Source organism: Hydrogenophaga sp. (genome assembly GCF_041913525.1).
Taxonomy (GTDB): Bacteria; Pseudomonadota; Gammaproteobacteria; order Burkholderiales; family Burkholderiaceae_C; genus Hydrogenophaga.
The window spans coordinates 34,991-51,185 of record NZ_JAYSFD010000001.1 but is presented as its reverse complement, the minus strand read 5'-3'; the positions used below and the strand labels follow the sequence as shown (position 1 = coordinate 51,185).

Here is a 16,195-nt window from a genome sequence, read left to right as displayed (position 1 = left end):
TCCTCTACATGGCTTCCGGTGAATGAAAAACGCGAGCCGGGGAAGCACCGGCTCGCGTAGGACCGGGATTTTACCTAGTGCACGAAATCCACGCCGGCCACGTCAGCACCCTGCAGCGTCACGTCGCGCCAAGCCGGCTGGTAAACCACGCAACCGGGGCAATACGGGTCGCTGGGCGTCACGCGGTACAGCCCATCGGGCAGCACAAACCCATAGGTCCCCTGCGCATTGCTGAGCCGCGCCAGCGAGTTGCCCCCTTGCGAGACGGTGAGCAGGTCGCCCACGCTGGGCTGGCCGTTGGCGGCCCAGCTCACCCGCCCACTCAGGCGTTGCGCGGGCGCCTGAAAGTCCACCCCGCTCACGTTGGACGCCACCACGTCCACCACCCGCACCGAGGGAGAAAACGCAAACTGCCATGGCACGGCCTGCGGGCGCACTTGGTACTGACCGGGCGGCAGGCAGCTCAGCGTGTATTGCCCGCCGCCTGCACCGCTGCTGGGCAGGGCGCTGGCCTGCACCGGCCCCACCGCCTGCACCGAGGCGCCGCTTTCCACCTGGCCGATGCCCCAGTCGCCATTGGCGGTGGCCATCCGACCGGAGATGGTGTACGAGGCCCCAGTCTTGTCCACCGTGGTGCGCGCCGTGGCAGTGATGCCGGCCACGTCGGTGGCGGTGATGGCAATGCGGTTGCTGCCCAGTACCAAGGGCACGGTGGCCGTCCACACGTGGTCGTACAGCGGCACCAGCGTGCCCACCTTCACCGACTGGCTGGCCAGGCCAGAGGCGCCCGTCGTCTCGTTGCGCCACGACACGGTGACCGCCGTCATCTGCTGTGCGGTGCCGCTGCAGCAGTTCCAGTAGGTGGGGCTGATGAAGGCCTCGCCGCTGAGCGTGGCGCCGTCGCACACCGTGCTGGGCACCGGGTCAATCGTCACCCAGCCGCTGGGCGAAGGGCCCCAATAAAACTCCACACTGCCACCGCCACAGGCGCTGAGCCCCAGGGCCAGCACCCACAGCACCACACGCCGCCAGACCTTGACCATGGGCACACCCCGTTGACTGTTGTGCGCCACATGATCGCCCGCCATCGAACGGCGCGCAATGAGCTAACTCAAGGCCTCAAGCGGCGGCCACCGCCGCCAGCTCGGCCAACAACTCGACGCGGCGGGCCTCGCTCACAAAGCTGGCCTCGATGCTGTTGCGCGCCAGGGCGATCACGTCGTCGCGAGACAGGCCCAGCGCCTGCACCGTCTGCTCAAAGTTGGCGTTGAGGTAGCCGCCGAAGTAGGCCGGGTCGTCGCTGTTCACGGTGGCGCACAGGCCAGCGTCCAGCAGGCGCTTCATGGGGTGGTCGCGCAGGTCGTTCACCACGCACAGCTTCAGGTTGGAGAGCGGGCACACCGTCAGCGGCACGCGCCGGCGCGCCAGCTCGGCCACCAGGGCCGGGTCTTCCAGGCAGCGCACGCCGTGGTCGATGCGCTCCACCTTCAAGTCCTTGAGTGCCTCCCAGATGTAGGCTGGCGGCCCCTCTTCGCCCGCGTGGGCGACGATGCGCAGCCCCAGTTCGCGGCAGCGCGCGAACACGCGCGAGAACTTGCTCGGCGGGTGGCCCACCTCGCTCGAATCCAACCCCACGCCGATGAAGTGCTCGCGGTACGGCAGGGCATCTTCCAGCGTGGCGAAGGCCGCTTCTTCGCTGAGGTGGCGCAGGAAACACAAAATCAGTTCGCTGCTGATGCCCAGCTCGGCCTGCGCCCGCTCGCACGCGCGCCGCAAGCCGGCAATCACCGTGCCCACCGGCACGCCGCGCGCGGTGTGGGTTTGCGGGTCAAAGAACAGCTCGGCGTGGCGCACGCGGTCGGCATGGGCGCGCTGGAAGTAGGCCCAGGCCATGTCGAAAAAGTCGGCCTCGTGCAGCAGCACGCTGGCGCCGGCGTAGTAGATGTCCAGAAAGCTCTGCAGGTCGGTGAAGGCATAGGCCTCGCGCAGCGCCTGCACGCTGGGGTAAGGCAAGGCCACGCCGTTGCGCTGCGCCAGCGAGAAGATCAGCTCAGGCTCCAGCGAGCCCTCAATGTGGATGTGCAGCTCGGCCTTTGGGATGGCGCGGACCAGTTCGATGGCGTTCATGACAATCCTCCGGTTCAGCAGACGCCAAGAGCGACGCCCACGCGGGCCAGGTAGCGCCGGTACGCGCTGGACATGCGGTCGGCCGGGCCGTGCACCTCGGCAATCGGCCCGTCTTGCCCGATGGGCAGGCGCTTGGGGGTTTGCGATTCCACGATAGGCCGGTCTTGCGCGAACACCGCGTCTTGAAAGGCGCGCAGTTCCTCGTCGTCCGACAGGTCACCCAAGGTCGCCATGGCGAACCAGGCGGTGCAGGCCTCGGGCCCGTCGGGGCGAATGAACAGCGCAATGGCGTTGCTCACCGGGTCGCCCTCGGCAGCGTCTTTGTGCAGAACAGCGGCGAAGGGGTGCGGCACGGTGTATCGGTAGGCCACCCAGGTGCCGTCTTGCGCGCCCGCATAGGCGCGCGGCTGCCAGGCCTTGCAATCGCGGGCGTGCACGCCGTCCATGCCCTCTTCCACCCGCCCGGTGTCCACCTGCGCGTGGTGGCGCGCGCCCAGCCAACCCTCGTGCACGAAGCCGAAGTGGCTCAGGTCCAGAAAGTTCTCCACCAGGCGCGGTGCGCTGGTGGCCACCTCGTAAGGGCCGCAAATGAGCTGGCGCCAGAGCGGGTCGCTCCAGGGCGCGAACGCGGGCGGCTGGGCCAGCGAAGGCGGCACCTGCGTGAGGTCGGGCCGCTCCAGCCGCACCCACACCAGGCCGTGGCGCTCTTGCGCCTCAAACACCTGGGCGGCATGCCGCTCGGGCGACTCGAAGGTGGGCGCCGCGGGCACGTGCACACAGCGCCCCACCGCCACCGGCCCGCCATGGTGCCCATGCGCCGCCGCGCCATGGCCCGCGAACTGCCAGCCGTGGTACGGGCACTCCAGCCGCGCGCCATGCAAGTTGGTGAGCACCCGCCCCAGCGACAGCCTCGCGCCCCGGTGCGGGCACTGGTCCGCCCACGCGTGCACCCCCCCCGCCTCGCCCTCGTGCCCCGGCTCCCGCCACAACACCAGCGCCTGCCCCAGCAGTTCCACCGCCACCGGCGCCTCGCGCAAGTGAATGCCCGCGATCACCGGGTGCCAGAGTTGTCGTTCGACCATGTGCTGTGCCCTCCAAAGAAAAACGCCGCTGCAAAACGCAGCGGCGAACAGATCCGAAGCGCGTGCCTTCAGTCCAGCACCCACCGTGGAACCGGCTCCGCCGGGCCACAGGTGGGGTCCCCCCTCAGGGGGGAAGACGCGAAGCGGCGCAGGGGGAACCTTAGTTAGGCAGCTTGCCTTCTACACCCTTGACATAGAACTTGATGCCGCCCAGGAACGCATCGTCCGCCACCGCGTCCTTGGCCAGCACTTCCTTGCCGTCCTGGCCAGCGATCGGGCCCTTCCAGATCACGAAGGAGCCGTCTTTCAGGCCGGCCTTGATGGTGTCGATCTTGGCCTTGACGTCAGCGGGCACGTCTTCGGCGATGGACACCATGTCGATCGCGCCTTCCTTGTGGCCCCACCACACGCCACCGGTGGTCCAGGTGCCTTCCAGGGCGTCCTTGGTGGCCTTGATGTAGTACGGGGCCCAGTTGATGACGGCCGAACCCAGGTGGGCCTTGGGGCCGTAGGCGGTCATGTCGGAATCCCAGCCGAAGGCGCGCTTGCCCATTTTCTCGGCGGTCTGCAGCACGGCCGACGAGTCGGTGTTCTGGAACAGGATGTCGGCACCGCCGTTGATCAGCGAGGTGGCGGCTTCGGTTTCCTTCGGCGGGTCGAACCAGCCGTTGACCCAGACCACGCTGGTCTTGATCTTCGGGTTCACCGACTGGGCGCCCAGGGTGAAGCTGTTGATGTTGCGGATCACCTCGGGGATTGGGATCGAGGCCACCACGCCGAGCTTGTTGCTCTTGGTCATGCTGCCGGCGATCACGCCAGCCATGTACGCGCCTTCGTAGGTGCGGCTGTCGTAGGTGCGCATGTTCTCGGCCGTCTTGTAGCCGGTGGCGTGCTCGAACTTCACGTCCTTGAAGTCGGCGGCGACCTTGAGCATGGGCTCCATGTAGCCGAAGGTGGTGCCGAAGATCAGCTTGTTGCCCTGGCTGGCCATGTCGCGCAGCACGCGCTCGGCGTCGGCGCTCTCGGGCACGCTTTCCACGAAGCTGGTGACGATCTTGTCGCCGAACTCTTTTTCCAGCGCCTTGCGGGCGTTGTCGTGGGCAAAGGTCCAGCCGCCGTCGCCCACCGGGCCGACGTAGGCAAACGCGATCTTCAGCGGCTCGACCTTGGGAGCCTCGGCGGCGGGGGCCGGTGCGGGCACGGCCGGCTCCTCCTTCTTGCCGCAGCCCACCAGGGCGGCGCCAGCCAGCGCGGTCAGCGCGGCCACTTTCATGAGGGAACGTTTGCTCAGATCGGTCATGGAGATCCTCTGTGATGAGAAAGAAAATGGGACAAAACCCGATTGCTCAAAAGATTATGAACCGGGGTAGAACGGTTTGCCGATAGAGCCGGGCATGTTCACGCGAATCCAGGTCGGGTTGCGCGAGATCAGCACCAGCACCACCACCGTGGCCAGGTAGGGCAGCATGGTCAGCAACTGGCTGGGCAGGTTCACGCCAATGCCCTGCAAGTGGAACTGCAGCATGGTCACGCCACCGAACAGGTAGGCACCCAGCAAGACACGTGCCGGGCGCCAGGTGGCGAAGGTGGTGAGGGCCAGGGCGATCCAGCCCTTGCCGGCGATCATGCCCTCCACCCATAGCGGCGTGTACACGGTGGACACATAAGCGCCAGCCAGGCCGCACAGCGCACCACCGGCCATCACCGCCATCAGGCGGATGCGGCGCACCGGGTAGCCCAGTGCGTGCGCCGATTCGGGGCTCTCGCCCACGCTGCGCAGCACCAGGCCGGCGCGCGTGCGGTACAGGAACCAGATCAGGCCCAGCGTGAGCGCCACGCAGGCATAGACCATGGGGTGGTGGCGAAACAGCGCGTTGCCCAGAAAGGGAATGTCGGCCAGCACCGGAATGGCGTGCACCACCTGCTCGGGCAGCTTCTCTTGCACGAAACGGGTGCCCGCGAAGGCCGAGAAACCCGCGCCGAACAGGCTGAGGGCCAGGCCGGTGGCGTACTGGTTGGTGTTGAGCCAGATCACCAGCACACCGAAGATGGCCGACAGCGCGGCCCCCGCGGCCATGCCGGCCACGAAGCCCAGCAGCGTGCTGCCGGTGTGCACCACGGTGGCAAAACCGGCCAGCGCGGCGCAGAGCATCATGCCCTCGGCGCCCAGGTTGACGATGCCCGCCTTCTCGTTGATGAGCAGGCCCAGCGCGGCAATGGCCAGCACGGTGCCCGCATTGAGCGTGGCGGCGATGAGCAGTGCGGTGGGTTCCATGTTCACTTCTTCCAGACGAGGCGATAGGCGATCAGCGTGTCGCAGGCCAGCAGCGCGAAGAGCAGCAGGCCCTGGAACACGCCGGTGATGGACTTGGGCAGCCCCAGGCGCGACTGCGCCAGCTCACCGCCGATGTAGAACATGCTCATGAGAATGGCCGAGAACACGATGCCCACCGGGTGCAGCCGGCCCACGAAGGCCACGATGATGGCCGCGAAGCCATAGCCCGCTGGCACATAGGGCGTGAGCTGGCCGATGGGCCCCGCCACCTCCAGCGCGCCGGCCAGGCCGGCCGCGCCGCCTGAGATCAGCAGCGCCGTCCACAGCGCGCGGCGCGACGAAAAGCCCGCGTAGCGCGCCGCCGCGGGCGCCAGGCCCCCCACGATCTGCGCGTAGCCCGCGCGGGTGCGGAACAGAAACAGCCACACCGCCACCACGCCGCCCAGGGCCATGAGCAGGCCGATGTTCACGCGCGAGCCGTCCATCAGGCGCGGAATCTGCGTCACGCGCTCAAAGGTCTTGGTCTGCGGGAAGTTGTAGCCCATGGGGTCTTTCCAGGGGCCATAGACCAGGTAATTGAGCACCTGCACCGCCACGTAGACCAGCATCAGGCTCACCAGAATCTCGTTGGCGTTGAAGCGGTCTCGCAGCAAGGCGGTGATGCCCGCCCACAACAAGCCCCCCAGCACGCCCGCGGCCAGCACGGCCGGCACGATCCAGGGGCCGGTGCTCTTGTCGGCCGTGAGCGCCACGCCCGCGGCGAAGATGGCGCCCAGGATGTACTGGCCCTCGGCGCCGATGTTCCACACGTTGGAGCGGAAGCACACCGCCAGGCCCAGCGCGATGATGAGCAGCGGCGTGGCCTTCACCATCAGCTCGGACAGGGCGTAGGGGCTTTTGATCGGCTCCCAGAAAAACACCTGCAGCCCGCGCACCGGGTCTTTGCCCAGGGCCGCGAACAGGCACACGCCAATGACGACGGTGATCACCAGCGCCAGCAGCGGCGAGGCAAGGCCCCAGGCCTTGGAGGGCTGGGGTCGGACTTCAAGCCGCAGCATGGGCGGTCTCCTTCTTCTTGTGGTTCGCGCTGGCGTCGTCCCACAGGCCCGACATCCACTCGCCAATGCGCTCGATGCTGGCCTCGGCACGGTCGAGGGTGGGCGAGAGCCGGCCCTTGGCGATCACGTGCAGGCGGTCGCTGATCTCGAACAGCTCTTCCAGTTCTTCGCTCACCACCAGCACCGCGCAACCGGCGTCGCGCAGGGCCAGAATCTCGCCGCGAATCTGCGCCGCCGCGCCCACGTCCACGCCCCAGGTGGGCTGGCTCACGATGAGCAGGTGTGGCTTGGCCTCGATCTCGCGGCCCACGATGAACTTCTGCAGGTTGCCGCCCGAGAGCGACTTGGCCGCCGCGTCGGGCCCGTTGGCCTTCACCTGGTAGCGCGCAATGATGTCGGCCGCCTGGCGCTTGAGCGCGCCCACGCGCAGCCAGCCCAGCGGGCCCACCGCGTCGCGGCGCGAGAGCAGCAGGTTGTGCGCCAGCGACATGGTGGGCACGGCCCCGCGCCCCAGGCGTTCCTCGGGCACGAAGTGCAGGCCCAGCGCGCGGCGGCGGCCCGGGCCCAGGCGGGCCACGTCTTGCCCGGCCACGCGCACGCTGCCGGCCGGAGCGCGGCGGTCCTCGCCCGACAGCGCCATCAGCAGCTCGCCCTGGCCGTTGCCCGACACGCCCGCGATGCCCACCACCTCACCGGCGCGCACCGTCAGTGCGATGCGCTCCAGCGCGGTGCCAAACGGGTCTTCGCTGGCCAGGCTCAGGCCGGCCACCTCCAGCACCGGCGCGCCGGCGCGCGAGGGGCGCGGCGTCAGCGCAGGCGGCTCGGCGCCGATCATCAGGCGCGAGAGCGAGGCGTTGCTTTCCTGGCGCGGGTCGCACACGCCGGTGACCTGGCCACCGCGCAGCACGGTGCAGGCAGTGCACAGCGCGCGAATCTCGTGCAGCTTGTGGCTGATGTACAGAATGCTGCAGCCCTCGGCCGCGAGCTGGCGCAGCACCACGAAGAGCTTGTCCACCGCCTGCGGCGTGAGCACCGAGGTGGGCTCGTCCAGGATGAGCAGCTGCGGGCTGGTGAGCAGCGCGCGAATGATCTCCACCCGCTGCATCTCGCCCACCGACAGGGTGTGAACCGGCCGCGCCGGGTCCACGTCCAGCCCGTACTCGGCGGCCTTGGCGGTGATGCTGGCGGTGACCTCGGCCAGCGAGAGCGATTTGTCCAGCCCCAGCCACACGTTCTCGGCCACGGTGAGCGTGTCGAACAGGCTGAAGTGCTGGAACACCATGCTGATGCCCAACGCCCGCGCCTCTTGCGGGTTGCGAATGTGCACCGGGCGGCCGTTGAACAGCACCGAGCCCTCGTCGGGCTTCACGGCGCCGTAAATGATCTTCATGAGGGTGGACTTGCCGGCGCCGTTCTCGCCCAGCACGGCGTGAATTTCGCCGGGCTGCACGGTGAGTGACACGCCGTTGTTGGCCACCACGCCGGGGTAGCGCTTGGTGATGCCGGCCAGTTGCAGCCGGTGGGGTGAAGTGGGTGGGGTCATGCGGCCTCTTGGGGGGCAACGTGTTCGGGTTGTCGCAGCGATGCGGCCACGTGTTTGATTTGCTCGCGCAGCCAGCGCCCGGCCGCGCTGGCGTGGGTGCGCTCGTGCCAGAGTTGGTAATACATCATGCGCGGGAAGTTCACCGGGCAGGGCAGCACCTGCACCGGCAGCACCGCTGTGTAGCGCTCGGCGTACTGGCGTCCGGTGGTGAGCACCAGCAGGCTGCCGGCCACCATGGCCGGTATCAGCCCGAAATGCGGGCAGCGCGCGGTGATATTGCGCGCAAGCCCCTTGCGTGCAAGGTGTTCGTCGATAAAACCCCGCGCACCGGGGTAGGCGGGCATGGGCGCCACGTGCTCGGCCGCCAGCCAGGCGGCTTCGTCCCACCCCCGGCGCACCGCTGGGTGCTGGTTGGACACCAGGCACACCACCTCGTCGCCAAACAGGCGGCCCAGGTGCAGATCGCCCGGTGGCTCGACCCAGTTGCCGATCACCACGTCCACCGTGCCCTGCGCCAGGTGGGCGCGGTAGTCGGCGTCGCGCGAGAGGGCGTGGATGTCGATGGCGCAATGCGGCGCGGCGGCCTTGAGGTGAATGACGAGCTGCGGCAGGAAGAAGGGGTCGAGGTAGTCGCTGGCGGCCAGGCTGAAGGTGTGGCGCGCGGTGGCCGGGTCAAAGCGGCGGGCGTCGGAAAACATCACCTCGGCGCTGCGCAGAATGTCGGCGGCCGGCTCGATCATGCGCAGGCCGGCCACGGTGGGCACCATGCCCGCGCCCGAGCGCACCAGCAGCGGGTCGCCCGCCAGCTCGCGCAGGCGCTTGAGCGCCGCGCTCACCGCGGGCTGGTGCATGCCGAGCTTGAGCGCCGCGCGCGAAACATTGCGCTCGGTCAGCACGGTGTGCAGCACGCGAATGAGGTGCAGATCGATCTTGTCGAACATGGACATGTATTCCAACCTTTGTCACGGGGCGGAGCATGGCGCGGGCGGCATGCCCGGCATACGGCTGAGCATATGTCGTGCCTGGGGGGCGGCGCTATGCTGGCGCGCATGAAGCCCTCTGACCTCTCTCAACCGCTGACGTTCTGGCGGCGTGGCCAGCCCGTGACGCTGGGCAATGTACCACCCGACCGCACCCTGCTGGAGGTGCTGCGCGAAGACCTGGGTTGCACCGCCGTGAAGGAGGGCTGCGGCGAGGGTGACTGCGGCGCCTGCACCGTGGTGCTGGGCGAGGCGGTGGGCGGCGAACTGCGCCTGAAGGCGGTGAACAGCTGCATCAAGCTGGCGCATTCGGTGCACGGCCAGGCCGTGCTCACCGCCGCCGACATCACCGCCCCTGGCGGCGAGCTGCACCCGGTGCAAGAGGCCCTGGTGCAGTGCCACGGCAGCCAGTGCGGCTTCTGCACACCGGGCTTCGTGATGAGCCTGTTCGCCATGTACGAGGGCAGCGGCGGCACCGGCGTGGGGCGCGAGCAGGCCCAGGCCGACCTGTCGGGCAACCTGTGCCGCTGCACCGGCTACCGCCCCATCCTGGACGCCGCCCAGCGCATGGGCGACTTCCCCCTGCCCCCTGGCGCCGGGCTGGACCGCAGCGCCACCCTGCGCGGCCTGGCCAGCCTGCCCGCCCAGCGCGGCGGCGCCTACCTGCGCCCCACCACCCTGCCCGCGCTGCTGCGGGCGCGGGCCGAGCACCCGCAAGCCCAGGTGGTGGCCGGCACCACCGACGTGGGCCTGTGGGTGACCAAGCAGCACAAGCGCTTCCCGCAGGTGCTGGACGTGACGGGCGCCGCCGAGATCCGCCAGGTGGAGACCTACCCTCACCACATGGCCATTGGCGCGGCCGTGAGCCTGAGCGAGGCCTTTGCCGCCCTGGTGGCCGAGCGCCCCGAGATCAAGACCTTTGCCGAGCGCTTCGCCGGCCTGCCCGTGCGCAACGCCGGCACCCTGGGCGGCAACGTGGCCAACGGCTCGCCCATTGGCGACAGCATGCCGCTGCTCATCGCCCTGGGCGCCAGCGTGGTGCTGATGCGCTGGGATGCCAAGCGCCGGCAGGTGGCGCACCGCGAGCTGCGCCTGGAAGACCTCTACACCGGCTACCGGCAGAACGTGATGAAGCCCGACGAGCTGCTGGCCTGGGTAAAAGTGCCGCGCCCCACGGCGGGCGAGCGCCTGCGCGTGTACAAGATCAGCAAACGCTTTGACGACGACATCTCGGCCGTGTGCCTAGCCTTGCGCCTGCACCTGCAAGACGGCGTGGTGGCGCAGGCCAGCATCGGCGTGGGCGGCGTGGCCGCCACCCCGGTGCGCGCCCGCCAGACCGAGGCCGCCCTGCTGGGCCAGCCCTGGCACGGCGACACCGTCATGGCCGCCATGGCCACGCTGCGCGCCGAGTTCCAGCCCATCAGCGACATGCGCGCCAGCGCCGATTACCGCCGCGCCGTGCTCGGCAACCTCTTGCAGCGCTTCTGGCTGGAGAGCCAGGGCCAGCAAGGCATTCACCTGGAGGCCCTGTGATGAACGCCCCAGACCACACGATCACCACCCTGCCCCTGGCCGCCGGCACCTCGCGCGTGCACGAAAGCGCCCGCGCCCAGGTGGCGGGCCTGGCCACCTACGTGGACGACATGCCCGAGGTGCGCGGCACCGTGCACGCAGCGCCCGTGTGCTCACCCGTGGCCCACGGCCGCCTGCGCGGGGTTGACCCGTCACCCGCGCTGGCCCTGCCCGGCGTGCGCGGCTTCGTGGACGCGGCCAACGTGCCGGGCGACCCGATCCTGGCGGCCTTTGGCCACGACGAGCCGGTGTTCGCGCACGACACGGTGCAGCACGTGGGCCAGGTGATCGGCCTGGTGCTGGCCGACGACGTGATGACCGCGCGCCGCGCCGCGCGCCTGGTCAAGCTTGACATCGAACCCCTGCCGCCCGTGCTCACGGTGCACGAGGCCCACGCCCGCCAGCAGTACGTGCTGCCCCCGGTGCACGTGGCGCGCGGCGACGCCGCCGCCGCGCTGGCCCGCGCGCCCCACGTGCTGGAAGACAGCTTTGAAGTGGGCGGGCAGGAACACTTCTACCTGGAAGGCCAGGTGGCCTATGTGCTGCCGCTGGAACAGAACCAGTGGTGGGTGTGCAGCAGCACCCAGCACCCGGGCGAGGTGCAGCACTGGGTGGCGCACGCGCTGCGCGTGCCCAACCACGCCGTCACCGTGGAATGCCGGCGCATGGGCGGTGGCTTCGGCGGCAAGGAAACCCAGGCCGGGCACCTGGCGGTGTGGGCCGCCGTGGCCGCGAACAAGCTGGGCTGCCCGGTGAAGCTGCGGCTGGACCGCGACGACGACTTTCAAATCACCGGCAAGCGACACCCCTTCGCCTACAGCTACCGCGTGGGCTTTGACGGCAGCGGCCTGCTCTGCGGCCTGCAGCTCACCATGCTGGCCAACTGCGGCTTCAGCGCCGACCTCTCCGGCCCGGTGGCCGACCGCGCCATCTTCCACGCCGACAACGCCTACTTCCTGCAGGACGTGGCCATCAGCTCGTACCGCTGCAAGACGAACCTGCAAAGCCACACGGCGTTTCGCGGCTTCGGCGGGCCGCAGGGCGTGATCGTGATCGAGCGCATCCTGGGCGACATCGCCCGCCACCTGGGCCTGGACCCGCTGGACGTGCGGCTGCGCAACCTCTACGGCACCAACGAACGCCACGTCACCCACTACCAGATGCCGGTGGAGGACAACATCCTCGACCCCCTCATCACCACCTTGGCGCAGACCAGCCGCTACCGCGAGCGCCGCCAGCAGATCGCGGCCTTCAACGCCGAGAGCCCGGTCATCAAGAAGGGCCTGGCGCTCACGCCGGTGAAGTTCGGCATCAGCTTCACCGCCACGCTGTTCAACCAGGCCGGCGCGCTGGTGCACGTGTACACCGACGGCAGCGTGATGGTGAACCACGGCGGCACCGAAATGGGCCAGGGCCTGAACACCAAGGTGGCGCAGATCGTGGCCGACGAGCTGGGCGTGCCCTTCGAGCGCGTGGTGTGCACCGCCGCCGACACCAGCAAGGTGCCCAACGCCAGCGCCACCGCCGCCAGCAGCGGCACCGACCTGAACGGCCGCGCCGCGCAATTCGCCGCGCGCCACGTGCGCGACAACCTGGCCGCCTTTGTGGCCGGGCTCGACGGCTGCGGCGCGGGCGCGGTGCGCTTTGCCGGTGGCGAAATTCACACGCCCAAGGGCACCCGGCGCTGGGAAGACGTGGTGGGCGCGGCCTACGCCAACCGCATCCAGCTCTGGAGCGACGGCTTCTACCGCACGCCCAAGATTCACTACGACAAGACCACCCTCACCGGGCGGCCCTTCTATTACTTCGCCTATGGCGCGGCCTGCAGCGAGGTGGCCATCGACACCCTCACGGGTGAATACCGCGTGCTGGCGGTGGACATCCTGCACGACGTGGGGCACAGCATCAACCCGGCGCTGGACATCGGGCAGATTGAGGGCGGTTTCGTGCAGGGCATGGGCTGGCTCACCACCGAGCAACTGGTGTGGAACGCGAAAGGCCAACTCACCACCCACGCGCCCAGCACCTACAAGATTCCCACCACCGGCGATGTGCCACGCCACCTGCGGGTGGACCTGTGGCCCGAGGCCAACCGCGAAGACAACGTGCACGGCAGCAAGGCCGTGGGCGAGCCGCCCTTCATGCTGGCCATCAGCGTGTACGAGGCGCTGCGCGACGCCATCGACCAGGCCGGTGGTGACGCCGGTTCGGTGAACGCGCCGGTCACGGCCGAAGAGGTGCTGCGCGCCCTGGGTGGCTGAACGCCGCTGGCCAGGCCCTGACAGCCTTAGGCCAGCAGCACGTCAAGCCCGGCAAAGGGCCGCTCGCGCGCCAGGCGGCGCAGCCCCAGGTCATGCAACCAGCGGCGATAGGCCAGGCTGAGCGGGCTGCCAATGGCCTCGGCCTCGTCGGCCGCGCCAAGTGGCAGGTTGAAAGGGCGCAGCGACTCCACCAGCCAGCGCTCGTCTTCGGGCAGCACCAGCTCGTGCTGCTCCCGTGCCAGGCGGTCTGGCGCCTCAACGTGCGATGGGAGGCACAGCATCAGCCAGAGCGACGCACGGTCCAGGGCCACGGGCGTCCAGGCGCACCAGACGAACCACGGTTGCGCCTGCCCCACGCCTTTTTCGATGCAAGCCACCGTGGGGCTCAGGCAGTGGTAACGCGCCAGGGCCGAGTCTTGCCCCATTTCCTGGGCCTCCTGCTCGCGCAGCGAAACGGCGAGGGGCGTGGTGAACAAACCAAATTCGCTGGCCTGCACCTCGTAGGCCGTGGAAGTGGTGGCCAGCACATCGAAAGGCCCGCGCCCATGGGCTGAGGCGGCGACCGGCGACTCGTGCAGGAAGTGGTCCATGCACCGCAAGGCATTGGCGCGGTAAGACACAGGGCTGGTGAGCACGTGCTGATAGTCGGGCGCGTCCCAGCTGGGGGGGTGAGGCAACTCGGCGGGCGGGCTGCCCATGCAGATCCAGACCAGGCCATAGGCCTCGCGCACGGCATAGGCCTGGCCGTCGCGCTGGTGGCGTTGCGGCAGGCCCGGCGGCAGCTCAACGGGCACCGCCAGCAGCGCGCCGTTGTGATGGCTCTTGCGCCCGGCCCAGGCCTGCAGCTCGCCCCGGGCGCTGCGCCAGACCATCAGGTCCTGGCCAAGCAAGCGGACTTGCACGGTCACGCCGTGGCCGATGTCTCGGCCGCGCGCCACCACGTGCCACTGATCGAGCAAGGCCAGGTAATCCAGGCCGTGGCGGTCCCAATGCGGGGCCTGATGGGGGGCAATGGTCTGCATGCGATGGTTCTCCCTGGTGCAACAAGGCAGTGAAACCTCGCCTGGGCAGCCCATTGCCGAGGCCTATCACTGCGCTTTTATGAATACTTTGGAATTCATGAAACTTTACCTTTACGTCAAAGTAAACACAATTGTGTTTTTCAGAGATTTGCGGGAATTGCCAGGGGCCACAACGCGAAAACGCCCGGCCAGGCCGGGCGCGATCGACCAACGGTAAGTGGTGCGCGCCGCCTGCCGCTCAGACCTCGGCCGCCAGGCGGCTGGCCTGGTTGATGGCGCGCTTGGCGTCCAGCTCGGCGGCCTCGAAGGCGCCGCCCACCAGGGTGGACTTGACACCACGCGCCTGCAGCTCGTCGTGCAGGGCGCGCTGTGGCGTCTGGCCGGCGCAGACGATGACGGTGTCCACCTCGAACAAGCGCGGCTCGCCGTGCACGCGGGTGTGCAGGCCAGCGTCGTCGATGCGCAGGTACTCCACGCCATTGACCATCTGCACCTGGCGCGCGCTCAGCGTGGCGCGGTGCGTCCAGCCCGTGGTGCGACCCAGGTGGCGGCCCACCGGGTCGGTCTTGCGCTGCAGCAGGTACACGGTGCGGTCGGCCGCGGCCACCTGGCGCGGCACGCCAGTGACGCCACCGCGCGGGTGGTTCTGGAAATCGATGCCCCACTCGCGGGCGAAGGTGTCGATGTCTTGCGCCGCCGAGGGGCCGCTGTGGGTGACAAGCTCGGCCACGTCAAAGCCGATGCCGCCCGCGCCCATGATGGCCACGCGCCGGCCAATGGGCTTGCGGCCCAGGATGGCGTCGATGTAGGGCACCACCTTGGCGTGGCCGATGCCCTCGACCTGCGGCTGGCGCGGGGTGATGCCGGTGGCCACGATCACCTCGTCGAAGCCGCCGGCCTGCAGCGCGCCGGCGTCCACCCGGGTGTTCAGGCGCAGGTCGATGCCGTGCACCTCGATCATCTTGCGGTAGTAGCGCAAGGTTTCGTGGAACTCTTCCTTGCCCGGCACGCGCTTGGCCAGGTTGAACTGGCCGCCGATCTCGCTGGCCGCGTCAAACAGGGTGACGCGGTGCCCGCGCTGCGCCGCCACCGTGGCGTAGGCCAGGCCAGCCGGGCCGGCGCCCACCACGGCGATGCGCTTGGGCGCGGCGGTGGGCAGGTACTGCAACTCGGTCTCATTACAGGCACGCGGGTTCACCAGGCAGGTGACCTGCTGGCGGCCGTCGAAGGCGTGGTCCAGGCAGGCCTGGTTGCAGGCGATGCAGGTGTTGATCTCGTCCTCGCGGCCTTGCGCGGCCTTGAGCACCAGCTCGGGGTCGGCCAGCATGGGGCGGGCCATGGAAACGATGTCGGCATCGCCGCGCGAGAGCACGTCTTCGGCCACCTGCGGCATGTTGATGCGGTTGCTGGTGATCACCGGCACGCCCACCTCGCGGCGCAGCCGGCCAGTGACCGACGCGAAGGCCGCGCGCGGCACCATGGTGGCAATGGTGGGCACGGGCGACTCGTGCCAGCAGAAGTGGGTGCTGATGATGCTGGCGCCGGCCGCCTCCACGGCCTTGCCCAGCGACACCACCTCGTCCCAGGCCAGTCCGCCCTCGAGCATGTCCATGGCCGGAATGCGGAACACCACGATGAAGTTCGGGCCCACCGTGGCGCGCACGCGCTTGACCACCTCTTGCGCAAAGAGCAGGCGGTTCTCCCAGGGGCCGCCCCAGCGGTCGGTTCGGCGGTTGGTGCGCTCCACCAGAAAGGTGCTGATCAGGTAGCCGGCCGAGCCGATGATTTCCACCCCGTCGTAACCGGCCTGCTGGGCCATGGCCGCGCAGTTGGCGAAGTCGGCGATCTGCTTCTCGATGCCCTCTTCGGTGAGTTCGTTGGGCGTGAAACGGCCAATGCGCGACTTCACCGGCGAGGGCGCCACGCAGGCCGCCGTGTCGGCCAGGGCACCGGCGTGCAGGATCTGCAGGCAGATCTTCACCTGTGGGTCCACTGCGTGCACCGCCTCGGTCACCACGCGGTGGCGCGCGGCCTCCTCGGGCGTGGAGAGCTTGGCGCCCAGGCCGCCCTCTTCGTTGGGCGAAAAACCGCCGGTGATGATCATGCCCACCCCACCCCGTGCGCGCTCGGCGAAGAAAGCGGCCATGCGCTCGAAGCCACCCTCGGCCTCTTCCAGGCCGGTGTGCATCGAGCCCATCAGGGCGCGGTTCTTCAGGCGGGTGAAGCCCAGGTCCAGCGGGGCGAACAGGTGGGGGTAGCGGGTGTGACCAATCAT

The 16,195-nt window shown here is 69.1% G+C and carries 12 protein-coding genes; 2 read left to right on the top strand and 10 right to left on the bottom strand.

All coding sequences use genetic code 11. The annotated features are described in order from the left end of the window. Positions 1-74: 74 nt before the first annotated feature. From ACE3RQ_RS00225 to ACE3RQ_RS00190, 8 genes are all read right to left on the bottom strand, one after another. Complete coding sequence (locus ACE3RQ_RS00225) at positions 75-1,043, bottom strand: hypothetical protein (RefSeq protein ID WP_374518730.1); 969 nt, start codon at positions 1,041-1,043, stop codon at positions 75-77. A gap of 76 nt (positions 1,044-1,119) precedes the next feature. Then, positions 1,120-2,127, bottom strand: a complete 1,008-nt coding sequence (locus tag ACE3RQ_RS00220; protein ID WP_374518728.1) for an adenosine deaminase — start codon at positions 2,125-2,127, stop codon at positions 1,120-1,122. Positions 2,128-2,141: 14 nt separating this feature from the next. Continuing rightward, the gene (locus ACE3RQ_RS00215; protein WP_374518726.1) at positions 2,142-3,209 is read right to left on the bottom strand and encodes a Rieske 2Fe-2S domain-containing protein; all 1,068 of its coding nucleotides are present in this window, start codon (positions 3,207-3,209) and stop codon (positions 2,142-2,144) included. Between the two features lie 160 nt (positions 3,210-3,369). Beyond that, positions 3,370-4,509 carry a BMP family ABC transporter substrate-binding protein gene (locus ACE3RQ_RS00210; RefSeq protein ID WP_374518724.1) on the bottom strand — a complete coding sequence of 380 codons (1,140 nt, stop codon included), beginning with the start codon at positions 4,507-4,509 and terminating at the stop codon, positions 3,370-3,372. Positions 4,510-4,563: 54 nt separating this feature from the next. After that, positions 4,564-5,484 carry an ABC transporter permease gene (locus ACE3RQ_RS00205; RefSeq protein ID WP_374518722.1) on the bottom strand — a complete coding sequence of 307 codons (921 nt, stop codon included), beginning with the start codon at positions 5,482-5,484 and terminating at the stop codon, positions 4,564-4,566. Between the two features lie 2 nt (positions 5,485-5,486). After that, positions 5,487-6,542: an ABC transporter permease gene (locus ACE3RQ_RS00200; RefSeq protein WP_374518720.1), complete on the bottom strand. Its 1,056-nt coding sequence runs from the start codon at positions 6,540-6,542 to the stop codon at positions 5,487-5,489. Continuing rightward, positions 6,529-8,085, bottom strand: coding sequence for an ABC transporter ATP-binding protein (locus ACE3RQ_RS00195; protein WP_374518718.1), 1,557 nt, complete (start codon positions 8,083-8,085; stop codon positions 6,529-6,531). The genes ACE3RQ_RS00200 and ACE3RQ_RS00195 overlap by 14 nt, the downstream gene beginning before the upstream one ends. After that, positions 8,082-9,032 (bottom strand): LysR family transcriptional regulator, encoded by a 951-nt coding sequence (locus tag ACE3RQ_RS00190; protein WP_374518716.1) that lies wholly within the window; start codon positions 9,030-9,032, stop codon positions 8,082-8,084. The genes ACE3RQ_RS00195 and ACE3RQ_RS00190 overlap by 4 nt, the downstream gene beginning before the upstream one ends. Positions 9,033-9,134: 102 nt before the next feature. Here ACE3RQ_RS00190 and xdhA point away from each other — a divergent pair, with 102 nt between their 5' ends. Both xdhA and xdhB read left to right on the top strand, forming a co-directional pair. Beyond that, complete coding sequence (gene xdhA, locus ACE3RQ_RS00185) at positions 9,135-10,598, top strand: xanthine dehydrogenase small subunit (protein ID WP_374518714.1); 1,464 nt, start codon at positions 9,135-9,137, stop codon at positions 10,596-10,598. Next, a complete protein-coding gene (gene xdhB / locus ACE3RQ_RS00180; protein ID WP_374518712.1) occupies positions 10,598-12,898 on the top strand; it encodes a xanthine dehydrogenase molybdopterin binding subunit in 2,301 nt (766 codons plus the stop codon). Before xdhA ends, xdhB begins: the two co-directional genes overlap by 1 nt. A 26-nt stretch (positions 12,899-12,924) precedes the next feature. Here xdhB and ACE3RQ_RS00175 read toward each other — a convergent pair whose 3' ends face one another. Together ACE3RQ_RS00175 and ACE3RQ_RS00170 are read right to left on the bottom strand one after the other, a co-directional pair. Beyond that, positions 12,925-13,920, bottom strand: a complete 996-nt coding sequence (locus ACE3RQ_RS00175; protein ID WP_374518710.1) for a Rieske 2Fe-2S domain-containing protein — start codon at positions 13,918-13,920, stop codon at positions 12,925-12,927. A gap of 238 nt (positions 13,921-14,158) precedes the next feature. Beyond that, positions 14,159-16,195 carry an FAD-dependent oxidoreductase gene (locus tag ACE3RQ_RS00170; RefSeq protein WP_374518708.1) on the bottom strand — a complete coding sequence of 679 codons (2,037 nt, stop codon included), beginning with the start codon at positions 16,193-16,195 and terminating at the stop codon, positions 14,159-14,161.